This is a genomic window from Flavobacterium sp. (genome assembly GCF_052437795.1).
Taxonomy (GTDB): Bacteria; Bacteroidota; Bacteroidia; order Flavobacteriales; family Flavobacteriaceae; genus Flavobacterium.
In genome coordinates this window covers 449,406-475,435 of the sequence record NZ_JBQVPA010000002.1, presented here as the reverse complement: position 1 = coordinate 475,435, position 26,030 = coordinate 449,406, and the positions used below count along the sequence as shown (strand labels likewise).

Annotated in this window: 24 protein-coding genes, 4 tRNA genes and 1 pseudogene; 3 read left to right on the top strand and 26 right to left on the bottom strand. The window is 44.0% G+C overall.

The annotated features are described in order from the left end of the window. Positions 1-23: 23 nt before the first annotated feature. The 12 genes from rplA to rpsU all read right to left on the bottom strand — a co-directional run bounded on the left by rplA (position 24) and on the right by rpsU (position 5,332). The gene (gene rplA, locus ACT6R0_RS08985) at positions 24-713 is read right to left on the bottom strand and encodes a 50S ribosomal protein L1 (RefSeq protein WP_444652576.1); all 690 of its coding nucleotides are present in this window, start codon (positions 711-713) and stop codon (positions 24-26) included. A 21-nt stretch (positions 714-734) separates the two neighbouring features. Next, entirely contained in the window at positions 735-1,172 is a 438-nt protein-coding gene (gene rplK / locus ACT6R0_RS08980) for a 50S ribosomal protein L11 (protein ID WP_444652577.1), read from the bottom strand. Positions 1,173-1,241: 69 nt separating this feature from the next. Then, positions 1,242-1,793 carry a transcription termination/antitermination protein NusG gene (gene nusG, locus ACT6R0_RS08975; protein WP_444652578.1) on the bottom strand — a complete coding sequence of 184 codons (552 nt, stop codon included), beginning with the start codon at positions 1,791-1,793 and terminating at the stop codon, positions 1,242-1,244. Positions 1,794-1,802: 9 nt separating this feature from the next. Then, positions 1,803-1,997, bottom strand: coding sequence for a preprotein translocase subunit SecE (gene secE / locus ACT6R0_RS08970; RefSeq protein ID WP_444652579.1), 195 nt, complete (start codon positions 1,995-1,997; stop codon positions 1,803-1,805). A gap of 17 nt (positions 1,998-2,014) precedes the next feature. Next, positions 2,015-2,085: transfer RNA gene (locus ACT6R0_RS08965), tRNA-Trp, on the bottom strand. Positions 2,086-2,143: 58 nt separating this feature from the next. After that, the gene (tuf, locus tag ACT6R0_RS08960; protein ID WP_341695648.1) at positions 2,144-3,331 is read right to left on the bottom strand and encodes an elongation factor Tu; all 1,188 of its coding nucleotides are present in this window, start codon (positions 3,329-3,331) and stop codon (positions 2,144-2,146) included. Positions 3,332-3,383: 52 nt separating this feature from the next. Next, positions 3,384-3,455, bottom strand: a tRNA-Thr gene (locus tag ACT6R0_RS08955). Between the two features lie 97 nt (positions 3,456-3,552). Continuing rightward, positions 3,553-3,633, bottom strand: a tRNA-Tyr gene (locus tag ACT6R0_RS08950). A gap of 42 nt (positions 3,634-3,675) precedes the next feature. Beyond that, positions 3,676-3,749 (bottom strand) — tRNA-Thr (locus ACT6R0_RS08945). A gap of 92 nt (positions 3,750-3,841) precedes the next feature. Further along, positions 3,842-4,144: a ribosome hibernation-promoting factor, HPF/YfiA family gene (gene hpf / locus ACT6R0_RS08940; protein ID WP_444652580.1), complete on the bottom strand. Its 303-nt coding sequence runs from the start codon at positions 4,142-4,144 to the stop codon at positions 3,842-3,844. A gap of 22 nt (positions 4,145-4,166) precedes the next feature. Continuing rightward, positions 4,167-5,069 (bottom strand): tyrosine-type recombinase/integrase, encoded by a 903-nt coding sequence (locus tag ACT6R0_RS08935; protein ID WP_444652581.1) that lies wholly within the window; start codon positions 5,067-5,069, stop codon positions 4,167-4,169. A gap of 68 nt (positions 5,070-5,137) precedes the next feature. Further along, positions 5,138-5,332 (bottom strand): 30S ribosomal protein S21, encoded by a 195-nt coding sequence (gene rpsU / locus ACT6R0_RS08930; protein ID WP_444652582.1) that lies wholly within the window; start codon positions 5,330-5,332, stop codon positions 5,138-5,140. Between the two features lie 387 nt (positions 5,333-5,719). Between rpsU and ACT6R0_RS08925 the strand changes: the two genes are divergently transcribed. Further along, positions 5,720-6,040, top strand: a complete 321-nt coding sequence (locus ACT6R0_RS08925) for a hypothetical protein (RefSeq protein WP_444652583.1) — start codon at positions 5,720-5,722, stop codon at positions 6,038-6,040. Positions 6,041-6,125: 85 nt separating this feature from the next. Here the strand turns inward: ACT6R0_RS08925 and ACT6R0_RS08920 are convergent, their stop codons facing one another. From ACT6R0_RS08920 to ACT6R0_RS08905, 4 genes are all read right to left on the bottom strand, one after another. Beyond that, on the bottom strand, positions 6,126-7,268 hold the full coding sequence (locus tag ACT6R0_RS08920) for an acyl-CoA dehydrogenase family protein (RefSeq protein ID WP_444652584.1): 1,143 nt from the start codon (positions 7,266-7,268) through the stop codon (positions 6,126-6,128). A gap of 10 nt (positions 7,269-7,278) precedes the next feature. Beyond that, positions 7,279-8,184 (bottom strand): ComEA family DNA-binding protein, encoded by a 906-nt coding sequence (locus ACT6R0_RS08915; protein WP_444652585.1) that lies wholly within the window; start codon positions 8,182-8,184, stop codon positions 7,279-7,281. Positions 8,185-8,196: 12 nt separating this feature from the next. Then, a complete protein-coding gene (locus ACT6R0_RS08910; RefSeq protein WP_444652586.1) occupies positions 8,197-8,424 on the bottom strand; it encodes a PspC domain-containing protein in 228 nt (75 codons plus the stop codon). 71 nt (positions 8,425-8,495) lie between these two features. Continuing rightward, positions 8,496-9,764, bottom strand: a complete 1,269-nt coding sequence (locus tag ACT6R0_RS08905; RefSeq protein ID WP_444652587.1) for a DUF2851 family protein — start codon at positions 9,762-9,764, stop codon at positions 8,496-8,498. 95 nt (positions 9,765-9,859) lie between these two features. Here ACT6R0_RS08905 and ACT6R0_RS08900 point away from each other — a divergent pair, with 95 nt between their 5' ends. After that, positions 9,860-11,533, top strand: coding sequence for a GLPGLI family protein (locus ACT6R0_RS08900; protein WP_444652588.1), 1,674 nt, complete (start codon positions 9,860-9,862; stop codon positions 11,531-11,533). 57 nt (positions 11,534-11,590) lie between these two features. Here the strand turns inward: ACT6R0_RS08900 and ACT6R0_RS08895 are convergent, their stop codons facing one another. From ACT6R0_RS08895 to ACT6R0_RS08860, 8 genes are all read right to left on the bottom strand, one after another. Beyond that, positions 11,591-12,103 (bottom strand): 3'-5' exonuclease, encoded by a 513-nt coding sequence (locus ACT6R0_RS08895; RefSeq protein ID WP_444652589.1) that lies wholly within the window; start codon positions 12,101-12,103, stop codon positions 11,591-11,593. A gap of 269 nt (positions 12,104-12,372) precedes the next feature. Continuing rightward, entirely contained in the window at positions 12,373-13,734 is a 1,362-nt protein-coding gene (locus tag ACT6R0_RS08890; protein WP_444652590.1) for a pyridoxal-phosphate dependent enzyme, read from the bottom strand. Positions 13,735-13,842: 108 nt separating this feature from the next. Further along, positions 13,843-15,825 carry a putative porin gene (locus tag ACT6R0_RS08885; protein ID WP_444652591.1) on the bottom strand — a complete coding sequence of 661 codons (1,983 nt, stop codon included), beginning with the start codon at positions 15,823-15,825 and terminating at the stop codon, positions 13,843-13,845. A gap of 116 nt (positions 15,826-15,941) precedes the next feature. After that, positions 15,942-16,766 carry a hypothetical protein gene (locus ACT6R0_RS08880; protein WP_444652592.1) on the bottom strand — a complete coding sequence of 275 codons (825 nt, stop codon included), beginning with the start codon at positions 16,764-16,766 and terminating at the stop codon, positions 15,942-15,944. An 18-nt stretch (positions 16,767-16,784) separates the two neighbouring features. Next, positions 16,785-18,365: a RagB/SusD family nutrient uptake outer membrane protein gene (locus ACT6R0_RS08875; protein WP_444652593.1), complete on the bottom strand. Its 1,581-nt coding sequence runs from the start codon at positions 18,363-18,365 to the stop codon at positions 16,785-16,787. A 17-nt stretch (positions 18,366-18,382) separates the two neighbouring features. After that, the gene (locus ACT6R0_RS08870) at positions 18,383-21,439 is read right to left on the bottom strand and encodes a SusC/RagA family TonB-linked outer membrane protein (protein ID WP_444652594.1); all 3,057 of its coding nucleotides are present in this window, start codon (positions 21,437-21,439) and stop codon (positions 18,383-18,385) included. A gap of 262 nt (positions 21,440-21,701) precedes the next feature. Beyond that, complete coding sequence (locus tag ACT6R0_RS08865) at positions 21,702-23,594, bottom strand: S8 family serine peptidase (RefSeq protein WP_444652595.1); 1,893 nt, start codon at positions 23,592-23,594, stop codon at positions 21,702-21,704. Between the two features lie 142 nt (positions 23,595-23,736). Continuing rightward, a complete protein-coding gene (locus ACT6R0_RS08860; protein ID WP_444652596.1) occupies positions 23,737-23,880 on the bottom strand; it encodes a hypothetical protein in 144 nt (47 codons plus the stop codon). On the opposite strand from ACT6R0_RS08860, the pseudogene ACT6R0_RS08855 reads away from it, so the two are divergent. Then, positions 23,831-24,421: pseudogene (locus ACT6R0_RS08855) on the top strand (ribonuclease HII); the annotation flags it as partial. The gene ACT6R0_RS08860 and the pseudogene ACT6R0_RS08855 overlap by 50 nt on opposite strands. On the opposite strand, the gene lipB reads toward ACT6R0_RS08855, so the two are convergent. Both lipB and ACT6R0_RS08845 read right to left on the bottom strand, forming a co-directional pair. After that, the gene (gene lipB, locus ACT6R0_RS08850; RefSeq protein ID WP_444652597.1) at positions 24,386-25,111 is read right to left on the bottom strand and encodes a lipoyl(octanoyl) transferase LipB; all 726 of its coding nucleotides are present in this window, start codon (positions 25,109-25,111) and stop codon (positions 24,386-24,388) included. The pseudogene ACT6R0_RS08855 and the gene lipB overlap by 36 nt on opposite strands. 114 nt (positions 25,112-25,225) lie before the next feature. Continuing rightward, positions 25,226-25,963 (bottom strand): hypothetical protein, encoded by a 738-nt coding sequence (locus tag ACT6R0_RS08845; protein WP_444652598.1) that lies wholly within the window; start codon positions 25,961-25,963, stop codon positions 25,226-25,228. Between the last annotated feature and the right edge of the window lie 67 nt (positions 25,964-26,030).

Sequence of the window (26,030 nt, the reverse complement as noted above, 5' to 3'; positions counted from 1 at the left end):
AATAAAAAATTTTTAACCGCCAATTAAACTGCTTTCGGATCCAGAGGGATCGCAGGGCTCATAGTCGAAGAGAGGTGGATACTCTTGATATATGTTCCTTTTGCCGCAGTTGGCTTCAATTTGATTAATGTTTGAATAATTTCGTGAGCGTTCTCGATGATCTTGTCTGCATCAAAAGATATCCTTCCAATACCAGCGTGAACGATACCAGTCTTATCAACTTTAAAGTCGATCTTACCGGCTTTAACCTCAGTAACCGCTTTACCAACCTCCATAGTAACAGTACCTGTCTTAGGGTTTGGCATAAGTCCGCGTGGTCCCAGGATCCTACCAAGAGGTCCAAGTTTACCCATTACTGCCGGCATAGTGATGATAACATCAACATCTGTCCAGCCGTCTTTAATTTTCTGAAGGTAATCATCCAAACCTACGAAGTCAGCGCCTGCAGCTTTAGCTTCAGCTTCTTTATCCGGGGTTACAAGGGCAAGGACCCTTACATCTTTACCTGTTCCGTGCGGTAGCGCAACAACGCCCCTTACCATCTGATTCGCTTTCCTTGGATCTACACCCAGGCGTACAGCGATATCAACCGACTCATCAAATTTTGCGGAAGCAACTGTTTTGATCAATGCAGAAGCATCTTTCAAAGAGTACAGTTTGTTCTTCTCGATTTTTGAAGCAGCCTCTTTCTGTTTTTTTGTCAATTTTGCCATTTCTTCTTTTCTTTTTACTAATTAAAAAGGAGCTGCTCCTGATACAGTGATACCCATAGACCTTGCAGTACCGGCAACCATACTCATTGCTTTCTCGATAGTGAAAGCGTTCAGGTCAGCCATTTTGTCTTCTGCGATAGCCCTGATCTGATCCCAGGTAACGCTTGCAACTTTTTTACGGTTCGGCTCGCCCGAACCACCTTTTAGCTTGGCAGCATCCATCAGCTGTATAGCAGCCGGTGGGGTTTTAACAACAAACTCGAAAGATTTGTCTTTGTACACGGTAATTTGTACCGGTAATACTTTGCCTGGCTTATCCTGGGTCCTGGCATTAAATTGCTTACAGAACTCCATGATATTAACGCCCGCAGCTCCCAAAGCAGGTCCAACCGGTGGCGACGGATTCGCAGCACCTCCCTTAACTTGTAGTTTAACTACTTTACTAATTTCTTTAGCCATTTCTTTAAAAAGATTTAGCACATCTTCAATTGGAAGCGAGGATGTGATTTATAATAAGTGTAACAAAAATTATACTTTTTCAACCTGCATAAAGCTTAGTTCCAGCGGGGTCTTCCTTCCGAAGATCTTCACCATAACTTCCAGCTTACGCTTTTCTTCATTCACCTTTTCAACCGTACCGTTAAAGCCGTTGAAAGGCCCGTCTATTACCTTGATGGTCTCGCCTGTGGTAAATGGTATAGAAACATTATCTGTTTTTACCGATAGCTCATCCACCTTGCCCAGCATCCTGTTCACTTCAGAAAGGCGTAATGGCACTGCATCACCACCCTTAGTTTCACCAAGAAAACCAATAACACCGGAAATAGACTTTATTACGTGCGGTATCTCACCTGTCAAATTAGCCTCGATCATTACATAGCCCGGAAAATACACCCTGTCTTTACTGATCTTCTTGCCATCACGCACCTGCACTACCTTTTCTGTAGGCACAAGGACCTGCGACACATAATCGGCCATTCCAAGTTTGTTGATCTCGGTCTCTATATAGTTCTTAACTTTATTCTCCTGACCGCTTACCGCCCTAACTACATACCACTTTTTGACATTGTTATCAGTCATACGATAAAATTAATTTTTTAAGAAACTGTACACTTTTGCTATCACTACCTCAAAGCCTTTATCAACTCCGAAAGTAACAAGAGCAAATATTACCGAAAAAACAGCAACGATAATAGTAAGGCGCTGTATCTCAGACCACTCAGGCCAGGTAACATTATCCTTAAGCTCTCCGAACGCCTCTGATATATAATTAGTAACCTTCATTTGTTTTTTCTTTTTTGCACGGGCGGAGGGATTCGAACCCCCATCAACGGTTTTGGAGACCGCTATTCTACCCTTGAACTACGCCCGTTTGTTAAAAGCCAGCCGGTACAGATGTACCTGCTGGCTTTTTATAATTCCTAATATAATTAATCAAGGATCTCAGTAACCTGACCTGCACCAACTGTACGGCCACCCTCACGGATAGCGAAACGAAGACCTACGCTAAGAGCGATAGAGCTAAGTAATTGTACATCGATAGTAAGGTTATCACCAGGCATAACCATCTCAACACCTGCAGGAAGAGAGATCGTTCCTGTTACGTCAGTCGTACGAACGTAGAACTGAGGACGGTAGTTGTTATGGAATGGAGTGTGACGTCCACCTTCTTCTTTCTTAAGGATATAAACCTCAGCTTTGAAATGAGCGTGCGGCTTAACCGATCCCGGCTTAACGATAACCATACCCCTTTTGATATCTTCTTTAGCGATACCCCTTAGAAGGATACCTGCGTTATCTCCAGCTTCACCCCTATCAAGGATCTGACGGAACATTTCGATACCTGTTATTGTAGAAGTAAGTTTTTCAGCACCCATACCAATGATCTCAACCGGATCACCTGTGTTAGCTATACCTGCCTCGATACGACCTGTAGCAACAGTACCACGGCCAGTAATTGTGAATACATCTTCAACAGGCATAAGGAAAGGCTTGTCGATATCACGTGTTGGCATTTCGATCCAGTTGTCAACCGCAGCCATAAGCTCAAGAACAGTATCAACCCATTTTGGCTCACCGTTAAGTGCACCAAGAGCAGATCCCTGGATTATCGGACCATTATCTCCATCATACTGATAGAAAGAAAGAAGGTCACGGATCTCCATTTCTACAAGCTCAAGAAGCTCAGCATCATCAACCATATCCACTTTGTTCATGAATACAACCATACGAGGAACACCTACCTGGCGGCCAAGAAGGATGTGCTCACGTGTTTGTGGCATTGGTCCGTCTGTAGCAGCAACAACAAGGATAGCACCGTCCATCTGGGCAGCACCTGTAACCATGTTCTTAACATAGTCAGCGTGACCCGGACAGTCAACGTGAGCATAGTGACGGTTAGCCGTAGCATACTCTACGTGTGAAGTATTAATAGTAATACCCCTTTCTTTTTCTTCAGGAGCATTGTCAATTTGATCAAATGATTTTGCTTCAGAATAACCAGCATCAGCCAATACTTTAGTAATCGCTGCCGTTAATGTTGTTTTTCCGTGGTCAACGTGCCCAATTGTACCAATATTCAAGTGGGGCTTGGAACGATCAAAATTTCCTTTTGCCATGATTTAATAATTTAATCTTAGTTATATAATTAGTGTTCAAATTCAATTTTTGAGCCAATGACGGGAATTGAACCCGTGACCTCTTCCTTACCAAGGAAGCACTCTACCCCTGAGCTACACCGGCTTAATCCCATATATTTTAAATCCTGAATGCTTTTATTTTAAATTTTGCCATCAGGCAATGACCCAAAACACATCCAACATTTAAAACAACTTTTTTGTGGGGAGAGCAGGATTCGAACCTGCGAAGGTTTCCCAACGGATTTACAGTCCGTCCTCGTTGGCCGCTTGAGTATCTCCCCTAACCTTTTATTATTCAGTTGCTTGTCAAAAAAATTTATTTGAGCCGATAGAGGGACTCGAACCCACGACCTGCTGATTACAAATCAGCTGCTCTAGCCAGCTGAGCTACACCGGCAACTTTCAATAAAAAAGTCCGCTATTTCTAACGGACTGCAAATGTATAGAATTTATTTTTTAATCAAAACATTTTCATAAAAAAATTTTAAATTATGAATGTGCCCTGATCTTCTGCTTTCTTTTCATCAACAAACGTTCCATTGAATCGGCCGCAAGCTCTACCGCCTCTTCAAATGTCTTGCACTGTTTTTTCACTACGAACTCGTCACCCGGCACAGATAATTTTATCTCAGCGATCTTATTCTCCTTATCACTCGTATTGTCCAGCTTAAAAAATACATCCGAACAAACCACTTTGTCATAGTACTTCTCGAGCTTATCCAACCTGTCCTGAACATAGCCTACCAGTTTCCTGTCAACTGTAAAGTTGACCGCATGAACGTTTACTTTCATAATATCATTATTTTGGTTAAACTTAGGAGCCACCACGGCTGCGAGGATGTGAATCCCCATACACTTTCTTTAACTCGGCAAGACTGCTGTGGGTATAGATCTGTGTAGATGATAAACTCGCGTGCCCTAATAGTTCCTTTACTGAATTTAGATCCGCCCCGTTGTTCAGAAGGTGCGTTGCAAAGGTATGCCGCAGGACGTGCGGACTCCTTTTTACCTTCCCGGAGACAACACTAAAGTAACAATTTATTAACCTATAAACAAAAGATTCACTGATTTTATTTCCGCGCAAGTTCACAATTAACACATCAGGATCGGCGATAGGCCCCAACTCCCGTCGTTTCATAAGGTACTCCGCCAATACGCGGGCCGTACAGTCCAGCACCGGCATTATCCGCTCTTTATTACGCTTGCCCAAAACCTTCAGCGTACGGTTCCCGGGGTCATAGCTGTTCAGCTTAAGGCCTATCAGTTCGGCGCGGCGCATCCCTGTAGTATAGAACAACTCGATGATGAGCCGGTTGCGCACACCCTCAAAATCGTCGGGGTACTCATTAAAGTCAACAACATCCTGCAACTCCTTTTCCGAAAAAGGCACTTGTACCTTTTTTTCGGTTTTCAGCGATTTGTGCTTCAGGAGGGGATTGATCTCGATCTGGCGCGTTTTTAGCAGGAACTTATAGAATGACTTAAGCGAGGAGACCTTTCGGTTAACCGATCTATTTGCTATGCCATCATCCACAAGCCGCACGATCCAGCTGCGGATATGGCTGTAATTTACTTCTTCCAATGTTGCATCCTCATCACCATCCCTGATAAAAGACTCAAATGCCGACACATCGTCCAGGTAGGCGCGCAGGGTTAGCGGGGAATAATTTTTCTCCTTTTGCAGGTAATCGCGGTATGCCTGTTTGCTTTCGACCATAAAAAAACCGTTACACGCAAAGTTAACCTTTTACGTATAACGGTAAATTATTTAAAGCATAAATATGCTTATGATTCCATAGCGTCCCTTAGGCCCTGGATATAATTTGCTTTCTGAACTTCAGCCCTTCTTGAAACTGATGGCTTAATGAAAGCAGAACGACGCCTAAGCTGACGAACAACTCCGGTCTTGTCGAATTTACGCTTGTAACGCTTTAGCGCCCTGTCGATATTCTCTCCGTCTTTAATTGGTATAATTAACATAGCATAACACCTCCTCTCATTAAGGGTGCAAACTTAAAACATTATTTTAAATTATTAATTATAAATTCGCATTTTTATTTGAGCTATCCCTTCCACGGCAAAAGCCAGCGCACGGGCCGGGCTTTTGCCAGTTCGGCTTTCAGCCTCGGGTCGGTTTATATGCTCCATGCCTGTGCAGGCTGCCGCCTCCATCCCTCACGCGACCCCATCCCCTTTATTATGAATATGATCATATTTAAACCTTTAAAGCAACAAAGATCAATGAACTTAAAAGTCAGATCATTTCTCATCAGCTTACTTATATGCAATTTTGCCTGTGAGCAAAAACAAACCCCAACTTTAGCGAAATCAAAAATGGAAACAAACGTGCAAGCAAAAAACAAAGCAATGTTAGACACACTAAAAACCGGAATGATCGATTACATGGAATTTGGCGAACCTGCATATTCTGAAAAAGATGTTGAAAAATGCATTGGGTTAATTGAAACTTTTCTAAATGACATGAACAGATCTGCAAATAAAGGATCGGGAATGAAGCTTGTAAAAGGATTATTGCTGGATCTTAACGAACTTAATGAGGCTTGCGAAGGTTCCCTGATCGAAACGGGAGAAAGGGAGCAGATTTGCAGCATCATCATTTCCGCAGGCCATGAGAAAGGCTATAATGGAAAAGACGAGGACATCACCGAAGAATGGCGCGAATGGTAACACCACATTATCAGCAGATCACATTAGTACAATAAACAAAACGGGCCGCTTTTCAGCAGCCCGTTCCTATATAGTACAGTTACATCTACTCCTTAAGGAGGTTACGCGAAATAACCAGCTTTTGTATCTCGGTCGTTCCCTCGCCTATGGTACACAGCTTGGAGTCGCGGTAGAATTTCTCCACAGGATAATCCTTGGTATAGCCGTAGCCGCCGTGTATCTGCACCGCTTCGTTGGAAACGCGTACACAAACTTCAGACGAGTACATTTTACCCATTGCTCCTGCAACGGTCATTTTCTTTCCATTATTTTTCAGGTAAGCCGCTTTGTGAAGCAACAGTTCCGAAGCCTCGATCTCGGTAGCCATGTCAGCGAGCTTGAAGGCTATCCCTTGAAAACTGCTTATCGGCTGCCCGAACTGGTGGCGCTCTTTAGAGTATTTCAATGCCGCTTCATAGGCACCTTTGGCAATACCTAATGAGAGCGCTCCAATAGAGATCCTTCCGCCGTCAAGTACTTTCATCGCCTGGATAAAGCCCTCGCCCACCTCGCCAAGCCTGTTGGCATCCGGTATGCGGCAGTTGTCAAATATAAGCTCTGCGGTCTCGCTGGCGCGCATACCCAGTTTGTTCTCTTTTTTTCCGCTCGTAAAGCCCTGCATCCCTTTTTCGAAGACAAATGCGGTCATGCCTTTTGAGTCGCCTTTTTCGCCTGTACGCACAATAACAACAGCTACATCTCCAGACACTGCATGCGTAATGAAGTTCTTGGCACCGTTCACGATCCAGTGATCGCCATCTTTTACGGCAGTAGTATTCATACCACCCGCGTCAGAACCGGTGTTGTGCTCGGTAAGGCCCCATGCTCCGATGAATTCGGCAGTAGCCAGCTTAGGGAGCCATTTTTTCTTTTGCTCCTCATTACCGAACGTAAGTATATGGTTCGTACAAAGTGAATTGTGCGCAGCAACCGATAACCCGATAGAAGGGTCTACTTTGGATATCTCCTCTACAACCGTGATGTATTCGTGGTAACCAAGGCCTGAACCGCCATATTCTTCAGGGACAATAACACCCATATAGCCCATTTCACCTAACTGTTTGAACAATTCTACCGGGAAATACTGGCTTTCATCCCACTCCATAATATTCGGGCGGATATGCTGTTCTGCAAAGTCCCTGATCGACCCAGCGATCATTTTTTGCGTTTCACTGTATTCGAAATTCATGTGTTTGATTTTAGAATTCCAAATATAAAGCAATTATTTTTATTTTATCAACGGGAAAATCATTAATTTTTGACAATTCATCAACGTTTACAACCCTCCCATTCATACTCCTCTTTGTAATTATGGCTTTAGCTAAATTTCTGTTGAAGTATGGGAACCGGGACAGCTGCTGCAATGATGCCGAATTGATGTTTATTTTTGAAACATCAGGGTTAGCGCCTATGTAAAAACTTTTCTTCAATCCCTTAACCGCCTCGGGCGACAAGTCGGTAAATTCATCCATCTGCTCCATGCTCCCGAAAGCTCCCAATTCTGCACGGCGGCGAAGGATCTTCTTTGCAAAAGCAGGCCCTATGCCATACACTTTTACCAAGTCTTCTTCCAACGCGTTATTGATGTCGGTTGGAATTATTTTCTTTTCTTCTTTTGCAAAAGGCCTGTCGGTTTTGGCGAATGCCGGCCCTGTTTCAGCTTTTCCCTTCTTATTCTTTTCGTTCACCCAATCGGGGAATTTGAAATATGGTGATATCCTGGCGAGCACTTCACCCGATACTTTGGTCACATCCTGAAAATCATCAGCTGAATTGACGAACTTACCCGTTTTCCTGAACGCGTGCAGGCGGTCGATCTCGGCAATGCTCATTCCAAGCGCGTAGCCTTTATGATCGGAAATATAATTGGGATTGAATGGATAGATCGTGTCTTTCTTATTGTTGCTCTTGGCCTTGAGCGCATCTATTTCTGCCTGGTGGGCCAGCCATTCCTTTTTTTCAGCGGAATGCCCTTCTTCCCTTGTAATATCGTAAGAAGCTACAAAAAAGTACACCGCCTGGAATATCATGACCAACAGGAACAGGACCAAGATCCCTTTTCGTTGGCCGGAAGTGAATTGCAAAAAAAAGTTAAAAGGCTTCATTCGACAGCGGGATTACAGGTCAAAAACAGAACTCCGCTTGGTGTAGATCATATCCTTCAGCTTGAGCCAAAATGCAAGTGTAAGGTACACGCCAAACCAGAGCCCAATGGTAACGAATGAAATGTAAATAAAAAACAGGCGCACGTTAGTAGCCCGCATTCCAAGCCTGTCGGCAAGGCGCTGCGACACCTCGAACCCGTGTTTCTCAAAGAAATGCCTTATCTTGGTAATTACAGTCATTTTTAGTTTCAGGTCTGAAGTTTAATTTGCTTACTCAAACCGGTGAGGCTTCAAAGATAAAAATAAATCATTTACTTTTTTAAAAGTTCCAGGCCAAGCGCACACTGCATGCAGCGCTTCTTTTCACAGTACTCATTTCGCAGCTGTAACAGCGACTGCGTATCGTAGGCCGATCCCGCCCCTACCTTAAACGACCGGAATTTATCTATAACGGCATTCTTCTCAGGTGCTACGGTCCTTAAAAGACTTATAAGTTCCTCTGACAGTTCCTTGCCCGTACTTTTTGCATAAGCGAACCGGAACGGTATTATGGTATTGATGACCACCAGGTCGATGAATGATGCCGTGAGGGCTTTGCGTTTCTTCGCACTTTCTTTATCAAAAGTATAATGCGTTTGCCAATAGGCAGAAACCTGCACTTCAAATACCTTATAAATATCCTCAACAGTGGCTGAGCTTATAACTTTCGAGAACAGGTTTTGGTGTGTGTGGTACAGCTGCGCTAACTGCGACAGTCGTATGGTCGGGAAATTATCCGGACGGTGCCTGAAGAATTCGGGGCTGTCTACGTGGACTGACTGTAACCGATGCTTATGGCTCATATACGCATACCGTGCTTTCAGGCCGCGTGGGTAAGCATCTTCCTGATCACCTTCCAACAGCCCTGCCCTGCCCAAAAGCAATGCCTCAAGGTTTTCTGCTTCGAAACTTTCCTTTCGCACAATGCTGAACGGGAGTGACCGTGCCATTGTAAAAAACGTATTGCCATTAGTGTTCAGCCCAAAGTTTTTGGCAAGGAAGCAAAACAGCACGGCCTCCCAATCGTTGCCTGTTTCGACGGCCAGTTGAAGTATGGGTGCGGCCTTGCGTTCCAGGCGTTCAAAGAACAAACGCTCCTTCCAGTTCTCGAGGACGAAAGTATCTATCGCCGCCAGTTCCTTTTCGCAATATATCCAGGTTTTCGCGGCGGCGAGCGCATTATAGCTTTCGATCAGTTTGGTATCGGTGTAATGTTTCAGTTCCAGGACAGGTATCTCCGAATTGTCACGGCGCATTACCTCGGTATCGTGGTCCCAAACTACATGGAGCACCACATTATCATAATTAGGATCGTTCTCGTGGCTGTGCAGGTACCAGTCTGATGACTTGATGTGGATCTCTACATTGCCCGCCCACTTCTGCCCCCCAATGATCAATTGAGCGTTAAAGAAATCGGGGCCGGACCGCTGCAGGTATTGCCCTGCGTTTATGACCTCTACAGGCTCGCCCTGTACGGTTTTGAGCCCCTGCAGGCTAAATTTTTTGTATTCCCAAACGTGGTGTAAAAATTCTTCTTTCATGGCGTGTAAATAATCATCTAAGATAAAGAACTTTGAAATTAATCCTTTACCATCAATAAATTTTTATCGAAATTTGAGATCGCCAAATTTACAACATGAAACAAATCCTCTCCCTGGTCCTGATCTTTGCTACACTGCTAGCCTACTCCCAAAAACGGCCAGCCGCCATAAAAGTTACCTACCAAAAAATATCGCTGGGAAAAGTGGATGATGCCGATAACCCGATAATTATTTTCTCGGATGCGCAAAAAACATTGGTAACCAACAAGGCTATACTTGAAGGCAAAGCATCTTATCCTATCGAACGGTCTACAGTTTACCATACTGATAGTTCGTACGTTGTTTCAGCGGAATGGGCTAAAGAAAGACACATAGCTACAAAAGATGCTTTATCGCTCAAAAAGCAGTCATTCGAATTGCTGCCTGACACAAAGACCATTCTTGGCTATAAATGCAAAAAAGCAAAAACCATTATCAACTCCAATACCATAGAGATCTGGTATACCGACGAACTGGGTTTGAAAGGCGCACCTTCGCTATTGGGACAGGAACTTGGGCTGGTGCTTGAAACCAACCGCAACGGTAGTTATATAGTTACCGCGACCAAAATTGAAAAACTGAAAAGCATTCCCGCAGCCAGCCAGCCTGCCGTTAAGGACAAACCGGCAGACATGCTTACGTATCGTGATGTATTATGGCGGTCGCGGTTTACAACCCTGCCGGTATTTAAAGACGAGATAATCAATTTTTCGGATGCGTCCATATCGAATGACAGCGTTTTACGGTTCGCGAATGGCTCCATAGCCCTTCGTAAAATAAAGTTCCCCGAAATTAAAACTGGCAGTCAGGTTTTTGTGGAACTAATAGAGCAGTCCAACGGCGATGCGTATGACCGCACCGGGTCGGTATTCCTGATACCTGAAGACGAAAAGCGATCCTTTCTCAATGGCCTTAAAAATGGTGCGAATACACTCCCTTTGTACGATAACGGCAATGGCAAAAAGTACCAGGGCGTGACGCGTACCGACAGCTACAGTCCGCTATTGGAACTGATGCGTTTTTTTACGCCTTTTGGCATCAAGCAATATGGTCATATCCAGCTTAAGGGCAAGGAATGGCATGAAATAGTGCCATACCGTCAGGATGTGTCAGAACTGTCACCGTTGTTCAGCAATAAGGAAATGTGGGTGGGCGTGTTCATCGGCAATTATGATAAGGGCGGCCATAAGATAAGCCTCGATGTCACCATTCATAACGATGAAACACAATATAACAAAGACAATTTTGTACTGCCGCTCTTCAATACCGTAAATGTGATGGAGATGGCCGGCCAGGAATATTCCACCATGTTCAACGCGCCAAAGGGACTTGAGGTTACCTTCACTTTAGATAAAGATGTAAAAAATGCCCGCCTGCGGTACATCACCACAGGCCATGGGGGTTGGGAGAACGGTGACGAATACCTCCCTAAAAAGAATACCATAACCCTTGATGGCAAAATTGCGTTTGCCTTTGTGCCATGGCGCCAGGATTGCGGGTCGTACCGGTTGTTCAATCCCGCATCGGGCAATTTTGAGAATGGATTATCGTCGTCTGACTACAGCCGCTCTAACTGGTGCCCGGGGACGGTTACGAATCCTGAATTCATTGACCTGGGCGACCTGAAAGCAGGTAAGCATACACTAACCATTACCATTCCGCAGGGCGCACCCGAGGGCAACAGTTTCAGTGCGTGGAATGTTTCGGGAGTGCTGCTTGGGAAGGAGTGATCTTTGGATCATTGGATGTTATATTTTTAAGATCTTAGCAGTATCTGTAAGATCAGATCACAACTTCATTCCTACCTGCCCGTCATGCAGCAAATACAATTTCGCACATGCCCGTGCATCGCTCAAGGCCTCATGGTGGTTGAGCTGGATGCCATTTCGGTCGCTGCAGTATTTGAGGTTGGCTTTTGGGTAGCCTTTGGCACGGTATATTTTGCAGGTGCATTCCCAACGGCCGGCGAGCTCGAGCTCATCGTAATACAGGCCATACCAACTCATGGTCTTCATGAGCACATTGCGGTCAAAAGATTCGTTATGCGCCACTATCTTCCTGCCGAAAAGCCTCTTTTGAATTTCAGGGAACAACACATCAAATGTAGGCACTTCCAGTGTCTGTGCCGGCGTGATGCCATGTACCATGATGTTGCGGTACCAGTACTCATTATCGGGCGGCTGTATGAGGGTGTGGTATTCTTCGGTAATGATGCCATCCTCAACTGTAAAAATGCCTACGGCGCAGGCACTTTGCGCGTGGCCGGTAGCAGTCTCGAAGTCGATGGCGGTGAAGTTCATAAAATTCGTTTGCGGCAAAAATACTAATTAATTTGAACTGTAGACCCAACAAGGTGTAACGGCGTTTCCTGGCTAACCTAAATTTACCGCTAGCCCTGATGGCAGCGGCATCCTGCGGAGCCCGCCTGCCGGCAAAGGCAAGGCGCGGAGCAGATAGAGCGGACAGCAGTACCAAGCCATTACAAAAATGCGGTAAATAGCTGCTTCAAACGATTATCTTAATTTAAAACAAATGACCACAAAAAAGCCCCGCATTGCGAGGCTTACTATTACTTTATGGAACTGATGATATCGTGCTTGGTAATGATATGGTGCTTGCCACCGCCCAGGTCTACCAGTACAGCCTGGTTGTCCCTATTGATGAGTTTAGAGATCTCTTCGATAGAAGTATTTTTCTGCACTATTGGGTACGGTTTGCCCATTACTTCGCGTATAGGTTTTTCGGCAATGTCCTTATCTTCCACATAGCTGCGGAAGAGGTCGGTCTCATCTACTGAGCCTACAAATCCGTTCGTATCGATAACAGGGATCTGTGATATTTTATACTTGCGAAGACGTTCTATGGCATGGCTTACCAACTCCTCTGTACGCACGATCACAAGCGGCTTATCAGAATGGTCTTTTATAAGGTCTTCCGCCTTTGTGATGTCCTCGTCAAGGAATCCGCGCTCACGCATCCAGTCGTCGTTGAACATCTTTCCTACATAGCGGCTGCCGCTGTCGTGGAAAAGCACAACAACTACATCGTCAGGTTTAAATTCATCCTTCAACTGAAGCAGTCCTTTTATAGCCGCTCCTGCTGAGTTCCCTACGAAAATACCTTCTTCGAGAGCGAGCTTGCGGGTATATACGGCAGCATCCTTATCGGTTACTTTCGTAAAACCGTCGATTAGCGAGAAGTCTACGTTTTTAGGCAGGATGTCCTCACCTATACCTTCAGTTATGTAGGAGTAGATCTCGTTCTCGTCAAAAATTCCGGTCTCATGGTATTTTTTGAATACTGACCCATACGTATCAATCCCCCAACATTTTACATTTGGGTTCTTCTCTTTCAAATATTTACCTACACCTGAAATAGTTCCGCCGGTGCCAACACCTACAATAAAGTGGGTTATCTTACCCTCTGTCTGCTCCCATATCTCAGGGCCTGTCTGCTCATAGTGCGCTTTGGCATTGCTCAGGTTGTCATACTGGTTCACATACCAGGAATTAGGGGTCTCCTCCGCAAGTCGTTTTGATACGGAGTAGTACGAACGCGGATCTGTCGGTTCAACATCAGTAGGGCAAACCACTACCTTGGCACCAACGGCGCGTAGTATGTCCATTTTCTCTTTAGACTGCTTATCACTGATCACACAGATGAGCTTGTACCCTTTTACAATGGCACACAGCGCAAGGCCCATGCCTGTATTGCCCGATGTACCTTCGATGATCGTGCCACCCGGCTTTAGCCTTCCGTCGGCCTCGGCATCTTCGATCATTTTAACGGCCATCCTGTCCTTTACAGAATTGCCGGGATTGAATGTTTCCACTTTGGCAAGCACCAATGCATCTATGCCATCGACTATCTTATTTAGCTTGACCATTGGCGTATTACCGATGGTACCTAATATATTTTCTGCGTATTTCATATTACGTTTTTTGTGCTACATTATGAGCTCTGCAAATATATTGCATATCCTTTAATTTAATCGGAATTATTTCATTCCAACTAAATGACCGCTTATCAATTTGGTAATTTAGGAGAAGAAATCCCAAATCACCCCAAACCTGATAGTAAAGTCGCGGTAGGGAACATTGGGAGCCGAATAATAATCGTATCCGGTCATTGAAGAATTTAAATGCTCTGCCCTGAGGAAAAGCCTGAACTCTTTGATCTTTGCATTGATGAAAAAATCGATCAGCGGGAAACCACCAAATTCCTTTTCATCCTGTACAAAAAACTCACCTAACAATGGGTTGTAATCATTGCCATAATATTTTGTAAAGTATTGGAAAGTAAAGCCTGTCTGAAGATAGAGTGCTTTCTTAAAAAGGTGCTCTGAATAGTAAAACGTATTCCTAGTGACAAGCTCCGGCACATTTAACACGTTATCTTTTTGATCAACTTTTTGGTAAAGTACCGTATTGTCGAGTGCGAATTTCCACAGCCTGAACTCACGGCCGACCTTAACGGAGAAATAGTTGATCGTATTACCATACTGCTGCGGCTTTACATGAAGTGTATCGATATTATCCGCAGCCGTGATAGTGTTCACAAATTCGTTCTTAAAAAACAAATGGTCGTTAAGAATGGTATATTGTATCGACGCGTCAACCCATTTCGTCTTGGCCTCAAACTCAAAACTGTTGATCTTTTCATTCTTCAGATCGTTGTTATTCCAGTTGTATGCTTTGTAATCACTCTGGTACAACCTGAAGTTTAGGTTAGGCAGTTTGTTCATGTTCTGGTAACGTGCCGTTACACTATTTTCTTCATCAATTTCATAACTGGCGGAAATGTCAATGTTAGCCAATGATTGGTCAGTTATAGAATTTGACACCAGGGCAGTCCCTTTAAGCTTATCCTTTTGATAGGTATATCGTGCGCCATAGGTATTGATCCTGTCGTCTATCGCATTAGGGATACCCAGCGAACCATCGGGATTAAGAATGATAGTACGATAAAAGTAGTTGTAGTTATAGTCCTCCACATAGAACTCCAGCATACCAATATCCTCATTTGTATAAGCAGCCCCAACCATATTATACATCATGTTGTAGCGAGTCTTGTTATTGATAGCAGTAGTATATGACGCTCCAAAGCGGTTGCTTCGGGTAGGCTGGGTGTATTCAAAAAACTTGGTCTCGTACGTAAACCGGTGATGAAAGACCAGGCTGTTAGGATTATCTTTACTAAGCCTGAAAGTGTGGTCGACAAAAAAACGGTTACCTTTAAGTATTGATGTCGCATCTTTAAAATACACATCAAGGCGCTCCCGCTGGGTGTAGGGATCTTCACCACTTTCGAAAAGTTCGGGGCTGACAATGCCTCCATTTTCCTGGTTGGAAATATCCTGCCCTGTAAAATGTAACTTCACAAAATATCTTTTACCTGTTGTATTATAACTTCCCCCAATGCGGAAATTACCGCTACTGGATATTGAATTGATATACTTACCAATAGACCTGATACCTTTATAAGCTACGAACATATTCAGGTTCTCAGAGGTATTCACAGTAATGAAAGCATCTAGTATCTGCCCCTGCTTTTGTACCGATCTGTAAAACAAGTCAGTGTAGGGCGTAGCAACGTTATAGTAGTTAATGTCCTCTGCTTCCATATACGCAAAATGTTTGGCGCGAAAGCCAAATTCCGGAAAAGGGTTAAATTTGGTAAGCCCATAATCAAGCGTATTATAGGTCTGTCCATCATTCGGGAATGACAATAAGCCAAAGTTATCCTTCCTCAAATAGTTATTCCTGTATTCATCCCGCACGGTAAGCGAGGTATCGACCATTATCGTATCCCTTTCCAATGTCACTATCTTGTACATATCGATGGTTGCGATAGTGTCGGCCTCTGTAATATCCTTTTTCTCACGATCATTATTGACCGAAGGCTCCAGGGTTTGGGCCGGCCGGCCTTTTGACTGGGAATTTAATTTTCCCTTTCTCTTTTCCTGAGATAACAGCAGGACAGGAAGCATTAAAAGAAAAACAGAAAGAAAAATTCTTTGCATTTGGATTAAATTTAGGCAAATGTAATTAAATTTTAGCAACAGGAATATTCAGGAAACGCCAAAAAAAAGGGCTTTCGTATGAAAGCCCTAATTTATATACTATATACAATTGCCAATTACTGAACAGGCATCAGGTATACGTCAGCAGTAAATTGCTGCGTGAATAATCCCTGGCCCAGATACAACTGGAACTCATTTGTATTAGGATCAAAAGTTCCTGTACCGCCAGTCGCGTAATCAACGTTACCTGTAACATCTACAGTGTTATCACAATTGATAACCAATGTAGCGTCATAAGGATATTGACCATCGTACTGGTTACTTCCTGTAGCACCGCTTACAAAATTACCCCAAAGGTTAGGAGTAGAATATGTAGCAACTTCAGCACCCGCAGTAAATGTAACTGTAAATTCTTCAGTACCGGCACCTACAGAACCTGTAACGAATCCAGTATAGGTAGTTGGGATGTCCCTAGGGCAAACCCTGAACAACTCAGCAATAAACCTTGACCTGTCCGAATCCAAAAGATCCATTCCTTCAACCGAAACAAGATCAAGGACTAAAGTAGTGCTTTCAGTTTCAGGCAATGCATCATAATTAGCCGTGATCTTTACTTTTGCAACGTATTCACCGGCAGGGATAACAAGAGAACTCATGTCAATTGTATATTGAGATGGCAATGCCGTGCTCAATTCTTCATTAACAACAACTTGTATCGCCCTGTCCTGATTGGACTTGGTAGTAACACCAACTTCAATTATAATTTCAGACGGTGTTGTAAACTCGTTAGGATCGAATGCCTTAAGGTTGCCTGAGTCAGCATTGAAACCGGCCAAAGCCTGTCCATTGTTGACATCCTGAAAAACCTTGTCCTCTTCACAGCTTGCCAGCGTTCCGATAATGAAAGCGCAGGCGGCGATTTTTAAAAGATATTTTTTCATTTTGCTTTTTTTTAAAGATTAATAACCTGGGTTCTGCTGGATGTTAGTATTCGCAGCAGTCTCAGCCCTTGGAATAGGCAGAACGAACCTGTGATCATCAGCAGGAAGCGTACAGAAACCATTGAACTCACAATCCCTTGGATCACGATCAACACCTACACCGGCAAGAGGGCCTAAACGCCTAAGATCAACATAACGGTGGCCTTCGAAAGCAAGCTCGATCCTTCTCTCCCTAAGGATAAAGGCCCATGCCTGTTGTACAGTAGTAACTGTCGCAGCATTGATATTACCACTGTTATTGCCATAACGTGCAGCCCTTACAAGGTTAACCTGTGCAATAGCGTTAGGAATATCGCCCAGGCTCGCATAATACTCAGCCCTGATAAGAACCATTTCAGAGAACCTGAAAACTTTCACATCCGCAAGGAAGTTAAGGTTCTCAGTACGTGTATATTTACCTACAGGAAGTACATCCTCAGTAGCGTACACATAATCATTAACATCATTATAGTTCGGAAGTATCGTACCTGAAGTGAACGCTGACTCATCTACAAGCACATCTTCCCTGATATCCGCTGTGTTGTACACGAGGTTAAACAATGCCCTGTTCACTTCGAAGAATGGTGAACCGGTCACAGAGCTGTTAACAGAAGACCAGAATTGTGAGAAGTTACCTGTAGTGTTACCACCCGGATTACGCCTTTCAAGCTTGAAGATCACTTCACTTTGAGCTGTCGGCTCACTGTCAGTCCAAATAGCACGGTAGCTATTCCTAGGAGTAAGGTTGTATCCTGCGTTAGCAACAGGGAACGTAGGTCCGCCAGTAGTATCCAATAGATCAACATACGTTTTTGCCGTAGCATAGTCTCCCCTGTAAGCAGCCATACGCGCTTTGAAAGCGTGGATGAACGGAAGCCTTATGTAAGTATTCAGGATAGGGGTATCAAGATTATCACCAGGCCTTGGGTTGGTGTCAGAAAGGTTGTCTTCAGCAAACTGAAGGTCGCTCTCGATAAAGTTGAATACCTCTCCTGTAGTGTTCCTTGGCAACTGTACATAAATGTCATCTCCGTCAGGAGCAAAGTCCATCATGATAACACCAAGTGAACCGTCATTCTTCATATCCTCAGAGAAGTATGTAAGCAACTGGAAGTGACCAAACGCCCTTAAAGCGTGAGCTTCGGCAAGTATGTGGTTGTACCACACTGTCTCATCCGAACCTTCTTCAGTATTAACCACAACATTCTCAACACCATTTATCAGCCTGTTAGCAGCATTGATAAGTGAATAGTTTGACAACCATATAGAGGCCGCGTCACCAGAGTTAGCATTAAGAAGGAAAGCCAACTCTCCGCTTTGCCCCTGTCCGCCATTACCTATACCTATAGCTACCTCATCAGTAAAAAGGGAAGTAAAGTAAATAGCATTCTCTCCCGGGATAGATGCGTATACACCACTAATACCGGCTTGCATATCAGCAACGGTTTCGTAAACCCTGTCCGGCGGCAGCTCACTCGGCTGCGTTATATCGATAGCATCGTCACACGCAACAAACAGTGAAGCTGTAACAATAAATAAGATCGCTTTTAAGTTTTTCATATTCATTTTCATTTTTTTTAAAATTGTACTTCTAGACCTAGAGATAGTATTCTTGGAGTTGGGTACTGGTACTGGTCAGCTCCACGGTTACTCTCTGCATCCCATCCTCTCCATTTAGACCATGTAACCAGGTTCTCTGCCTGGAAATAAGCCCTTAAGCTTGAGAAAGGAGTTTTGTCCAATATCTTATTGCTGAAGTTATAACCAAGGCTTACATACCTCAATCGTAAGTAAGAAGCATCCCTAAGGTACCTGTCAGAATCACCATCTATACCTTTGTTGGTAAGCGTAAGCGATGGTATGTCAGTTTCCCTATTGTCCGGTGTCCATGCGTTAAGAAGGTCTGTTGATTTATTCCATACACCGATGTCAGTAGGGTCCTGAAGTCCTTCAAGGTCATAATCGAACCTGTAGATATCAGCTACATAAGAGAACTGTGTAGTAAGGAAGAATCCTTTGTACGTAGCATCAAATCCAAAACCACCCTGGTATGTAGGGATCGGCGACTTATCTGTCAGCCTCCTGTCATTAACGGTTGGGTTCTCAGTAAGATTACCTTCTTTATCATAGAACAAAAGGTTACCATTAGCAGGGTTAACACCAGCATATTTTATAAGGTAGAACTGACCAAGTGATCCTCCTTCGTCATCAGCCTGAAGGCCGTTGTCACGGAAGTTGTCTACGTTCGTAATGTCAAGCATTGTGTTCCTGTTGTATGAACCGTTAAAGTTCAGTGTGAAAAGGAAGTCTTCAGTCTTGAAAAGGTCATAAGACAATAGTGCTTCAACACCCTGGTTCCTCATAGAACCGCCGTTAGCATTAATTTGGTAGGTACCGGTAACAGCAGATAGCTGAGCTTCCTGGTAAAGGTCTTTGGTCTCTTTACGGTATACATCGAATGTACCCCTCAACCTGCGGCTGAACATTTCAAAGTCAACACCAATATTCCCTTGCTCAACTGTTTCCCACATAAGGTCCGGGTTACCAAGCTGACCAAGTATGTACGCAGTTTCAAGGTTATAACCGGCGCCCTGAGCGAACAATGTCCTTGCACCGTTTGGCGCATTGAATATACTCTCACCCAAAATGTTCTGGTTACCTGCTGTACCATAAGAAGCCCTTAGTTTCAGCATCTGGAAAGGAAGGCCTTCCATAAATGACTCCCTGTCAATGTTCCACCTTCCTGATACAGACCAGTAAGTTCCCCAACGGTTCGTTTCAGCAAAACGGTACGATGCATCCCTACGCACTGTGGCGCTAAGACCATACTTTTGCATGTAATCGTAGTCAATACTACCAAAGTACGAGAATAGACCCGCAGTACCTTTTCCTGAAGCAACTTCAGGAACGTAGAAAGTAGGGGTGTCTGGGTTGAAAGGCGTAAAGCCTGCACCATTGCCAGGCACAAATACTTTTGGATCCAAACCGTTCTGAGCATAGTTAAATGACTTTGAATGCGCTTTTACATATTCTGTAAATACAGACGCATCGATCGTGTGGTTACCAAAAGACTTGTTATAGTTAAGACTTGTATTTGTATTGAACAATATGTTCCTTGCAAAACTTTCAAACTGCCATCCAAGGAAATCCTCTCCCTGCTCAAAAAACAATGAGTTAAATGAGTTTGGATCCTGTACCTGAAGGCTTGTAGCCTGAGTATAGTCAGCACCAAAAGTAGTACCAGCTGTAATGTCATCTGTTAGTTTGTAGCTAGCCTGAACATTACCTATCATTTTCAATTCTTCTGTCTGAAGAGTACCTGTCTTCATGATGTCAAGCTGCATAAGCGGCGAAAGCGCAAGTGTTCCAACACCAATACCCAGTGGGTTAGCTACAGGATCACCATTATACATATCAACAAGGTTCTGTCCGTTAGTATACCAGCGCGGATCAATGTAAGGCGCACCCTGGTTAGCACCCAATACAGGGTTGATGTTCACACTACCGCTACCTATACTTGAAGCTTCGTCCCTCCTTGAGTAGTTGATCGTAACAGCTGTAGAGTAATTGAACTTATTATTATTGCTCTTACCAGAAAGGTTGTTCCTGAAGTTGAACCTCTTTAGCCTTGTATCAAGAAGGATACCTTCCTGATCAAAGAAACCAAATGAAGTAAATGATGAAATGTTCGAACCACCACCTGTAAGGCTCAATACGTGGTTTTGAGAAGTACCGGTCCTGAAAAGAACATCTTTCCAGTTCGTGTTAACATCATAAGCAGCGATCTCTTCATCTGTAAGCGTAGCACCAAAACCACGGCCAACACCTTTTTCAAGGTTAAGCAATTGCCTCGAGTTCATTACATTGTACTTATTGCTCTGCATTTGCGTAAAGCTTGTAATGCCGGTATATTTGATCTGAAGAGCAGAATCAAACGAACCTTTCTTAGTCTTAACAATGATAACACCGTTAGCACCCCTGTTACCGTAGATAGAAGTCGCACCGGCATCTTTCAAAACTGAAACCGATTCGATATCATTCGGGTTAAGGCTTCGGAAGTTATCTGCATCCAAAGGCACACCATCTATCACGAACAAAGGCTCAACCTTACCATTGATAGATCCGTAACCCCTTAGGATCACTGTACTGTTAGCACCAGGCTGACCTGAACCCGTAGAGATGTTCAAACCAGGTATCTGGCCCTGAAGTGTCTGGATAAATGAAGCATTCGGCCTGCCTTCGATAGTTTTTGAAGTAACAGTCGTAACCGCAATGTTAGATAGCGGCCTGGTTGTACTCCTATACCCCTCAACAACAACAGTTTCAAGCTGCTCAACATCCTCTTCTAAACTTACAGAACCTATGTTCCCAGAAGCCGGCACAGTAACAACCTGTGTCTTCATACTTACATAAGAGAATTCGATCTTTTGTCCGGCAGCGGCCTGGATGGCAAAATTACCATCAAAATCAGTCTGGATACCCGTACCGCCACCCTGAACTTTTACATTTACACCGGGAATCGGATTTCCCTGAGAGTCATTCACGACTCCTGTAACAGTTCTCTCCTGCGCAAAGGAAAACTGAATAAAAAACGCCAGTAACAGCGTAAAAATCCAAGTAAACTTTGATTTCATATTTAATTAATTTGAGTTAGTTAAGTTGCAAATCTATTAATTTATTTTAATATAACAAACTTTTAACTTGCCATTACCTTCTAAAGTTCTCCGCATTTTTAATATAAATTGAAAAACCATAAAAGATTAATAATAATTGTCCACATAATGCATCTATTTTTGAATTAAACCAAAACGTCAACTAAAAGTTGACGCTTTATAATTAGATGCCGTTAAAATTAAAAGGTTGCGTTATAGTTTAAAATTTAATTAATATTTTAAATTATTTAATCACCAGCTTTTTAGTCTGGACTTTATTCCCATTGTTCACATTCACCACATAGACACCTGCAGAAAGTCCATCTGTACTAAAGGTGTTAACACCCGAAGTAAGCTTGCTTTGGAATACTACCCGCCCCTGGATGTCATATATAGCCACCGCAGCTTTATCATCGGCCACATCAATAAGTTCAACATTAACCTGACCCTGGGCCGGGTTAGGCCATACCGAGAACATTTGTGCCGCCTGATCCTCTATTCCTGCCGTATCAACAATACCGGTAACGATCAGTGAATAATTTTGTAATCCCCCTATCAGCGTACCTTTGTGAGTAACCGTTATTACATATTCTCCTGAGGCACCCGGAATTTCGATCTTCTCGATATTATCCACGTTATTATCACCCTGGATCGCCGCATCGGATAACATGTCACCAAACTTCCACGGCATATACGTATCACCTCCTACTTTTGTTACCCTAACATCCAGGTTGTTCCTTAGCACCGGTGATGTTGGGTCCACAGTACCATTGTTCGGAACTCCCGGCCTGTCTGTCCATGAGATGGTAGCAACAAGATCAGTTGTACCGTTAGAGGTTACCGTCCTTGTGTAGGTTTGATTGTTCAAAAGCTGCCTTTCGTCAACGATCGACAAACCTCCCCTGTCGGTGATCGCTTGTGCTGCCCTTTGCGTATTCATCAGGCCCCATCCGAAAGCAGGGTCCGGACCATCCCAATCGCCACACTCATCAGCGGTATGAGCTACAAGCCCCCTTACAGTTGACGACCACATGAATGCGCTGTTCAAATTATTGAAATGCTGTTGCAACAAAGTTATACACCCGGCTATGCCCGGCGCTGCCATTGACGTTCCCTGGCTTGGACCATAGTCACTGTTATTCCCGGCAAAGCTTGAATACACACCTACACCTTTAGCTGAAATGTCCGGCTTTATCCTGTTGTCATCGGTAGGGCCCCAGCTACTGAAACTCGACATATTTACGTTGCTGGGCTGAGTGTAATTAGGAACATTGAGCACTGCAGCAACAACTATGGCATTTTTAGCCGTAGCGTAACAATTGATAAGATCATAACCGCCTTTTGCCGGATTATTCTCAGGCACGGAACCCCTGTCATTACCTGCCGCAATTACCGGCTGGTATCGTGGTGCGTTGAATGTCAGATCATCTATACTCCTTGCGTAGCTGGCATATGCTCCCCAAAACCAAGTTGACATAGGGATCGGCGAGAAACCGTACGAGTGGTTCGAAACAAGCATACCGTTAGCTGCCTCCTGGATCATTTCGGGCGTATCTACCTGAAATGCTTCGAAAGATTTTATATTGGCCTGGTACGCGATGCCCCTTGCGGTCGGTTTGAACAATCCGCCGCCGGCAATAGTACCGGCTACGTGGGTAGCATGGTCACCGTAGGCCAAAAATGTATCCCCGATCTCCACCCTGTTATTATCAAAGTTCTCATGGGTCATACGCACCTGCTCTCCGTCCCACACACCAACTTCCATCCCCAGGCCGGTCAGGTTAAGCCCCATGCCGCCGTTAGGGTGAAGTTTGTTAGCCCTTGTAGTTATTGCAGCCCCAAGATTATAGGCTGTAAAGTAAACAGGGTAACCATCTTCTGTAACGCCGGAAAGCTTTTGGTTCTCCCCATTACTGTTCGTCCTAGTCAAAGGCCATCCCTTTATCTCCGCCAGACGTAATGCCTCTGCATAATTAGCGGTCTTAAATTCCCTTTCTCTAGCTTCCATCTTTGCAAGCTCTTCCAGGTTATTATCTTTCATGATCTGTTTTCGCTGTTCAGCATTTTGCGCGAGAACTGAAAATCCTGACATTATGAATCCTGTCAGTAACACAGCCCTCCTGGTATTTTTTTTCATGTCGATAGTAAAAAAAGTTAAATAGTTAATAGCATTTCCTATTGAAAGCCAGCAAAAATACATTATCCGGCAACATAGGATTAGCAAAAATAGTAATTATCACAAATTTAAATGGATTAATTCTGAATTTAACGCAATCGGACTATCTTTGCCTCAACGATATACGGTAAAATAGGTCGTAAAGGTTTATGCTTGCTTTAAAATTTTCAGAACACTTATATGAGACCGGTACCGATGAAGCCGGGCGCGGATGCCTTGCGGGACCAGTGACCGCGGCTGCTGTCATACTGCCTGAAGATTTTAAGAACGACCTGCTGAACGACTCCAAGCAGCTTACCGAAAAGATCCGTGAGCACCTGCGCCCCATTATACAACAACAGGCTTTGTGCTACCACGTAAAGCATATTGAACCGGAAGTGATCGACGAGATCAATATCCTTAACGCCTCCATTAAGGCTATGCAGGAATGCATTACCCAACTCAACCCGGTACCACATTATATTATAGTAGACGGCAACCGCTTTAAACCCGTAAGCAACATCCCATACAGCTGCATCGTGCAGGGCGATGGCAAATTCCTGAGCATTGCAGCAGCATCTATACTGGCTAAAACCTACAGGGATGAATACATGGAAAGTATCCACGAAGAATTCCCGATGTATAACTGGAAAAAGAACAAAGGCTACCCTACGGCAGAACACCGCGAGGCCATCAGGAAGTATGGCATCACAAAATATCATCGCAAGTCGTTCCGGCTATTGCCTGACCAACTGGAACTGGAATTCGATATTTTAGAGGATGTGCACGTTACGATCTATAAACCGTAGGTCGGCTTCGAAGAGAGCGACAAAATGCTTCAGGAGTTTTTCCTTCACTTCATCTTCATTTACCTTTTCAGCGCCAAGCTCGACATTTAAAGAAGTTACAGCTTTTCCGCGGATCCCGCACGGTATGATATTATCGAAATAACCCAGGTCGGCATTCACATTAAATGCAAAACCGTGCATGGTCACCCAGCGCGATGCACGCACACCCATAGCGCATATCTTGCGGGCGAAGGGAGTGCCTACATCCAGCCAAACACCTGTTTCACCTTCACTGCGCGTGCCGGTTATGCCATATTCAGCAAGGGTGAGTATCACCATTTCCTCCAAAAGGCGCAGGTACTTGTGGATGTCTGTAAAAAAATTCTCAAGGTCTAATATCGGATAACCTACGATCTGCCCGGGACCGTGGTAGGTAATGTCCCCTCCTCTGTTTATTTTATAAAAGGATGCGCCTTTCGCCTCAAGTTGCTTTTCGTTGAGGAGCATATTGGCCATGTCGCCGCTTTTACCTAAAGTATATACGTGCGGATGCTCTATGAACAAAAGATAGTTAGGTGTTTCGGTATTTGCCGCTTCCCGCCTGTTGGCGATCTTTATATCCAGTATCTCTTTAAAGAGCTGTTCCTGGTGATCCCAGGCGTCCTTGTAGTCCATTTTGCCCAACTCAAGGAATTGTATCGTCTTGTTCATTTTCGTACGCGCTAATGCAATACAAAGTTACAAAACAAAACAACAGTCCCCACATAATAAAAGATCCGGATGGGTTTAACCTCATCCGGATCACGTACTCCTGATAACCATGTATTATTTTTCAAACTCTACGTCGATCGCCATAGCTTTCGGATTGTCGAAGAACTCATTGAGCGGATAGGTAAGCGTTACGGTTTTCTTGTCGGCGCTTATTACCGCATTCTTGTTCGATACCTTTTTAACCTTTTTAGGGAATGTATAATTCAGCTGGTAGTTCGATTCGCCAAACATCGCCTTATACATCTCCTCATCGCCTTCCTCATCCTTCTTTTTCGGCTTATCGACGATCTTTACCTTACGACTGAACTTCTTGCCATCATAAGCATAACTAACTTCAGACCCATTTTGGAATAACCCGCCCATGTCTGGCTGGCCTGCCTTTTTGTTCATGCTGTTCAGGTTACCGAACAGGTTCATCATATCCTGTAGCTTATCGGCATTGTCAAAATCAGCGAACATATTGATAACCATCCGCTTAGATGCAGGGTCCATAAGCATCTTTACTGTAAAACGCTCCAGGCTCTTTAGCCGTGCCTGCTCTTCCTTAGGCAGCTTGGCGATACTGTCGGCTTTTTCAGCTAACATCTCTTTGAATGTAAACGATGAGTCAATGCGTTTTTCGCCATCCTCAGCCATTTTATCTCCTGCCATGGCCATAAGCCCGGAACCGTCAATGTCAAATGACACTTTACCCGAACCGTTCTCGTTAATAACTATGGTTTCGCTAAATGTACATGATGTAGTAAAAAACGCCATCATCAGGCCTAAGCCCCAAAGTAATCCTTTTTTCATTTTGATTGATTTAGTGCTTCAAATATAGTGGTTTGCCGTGAATTTCACGAATTTGGTAATTCATATA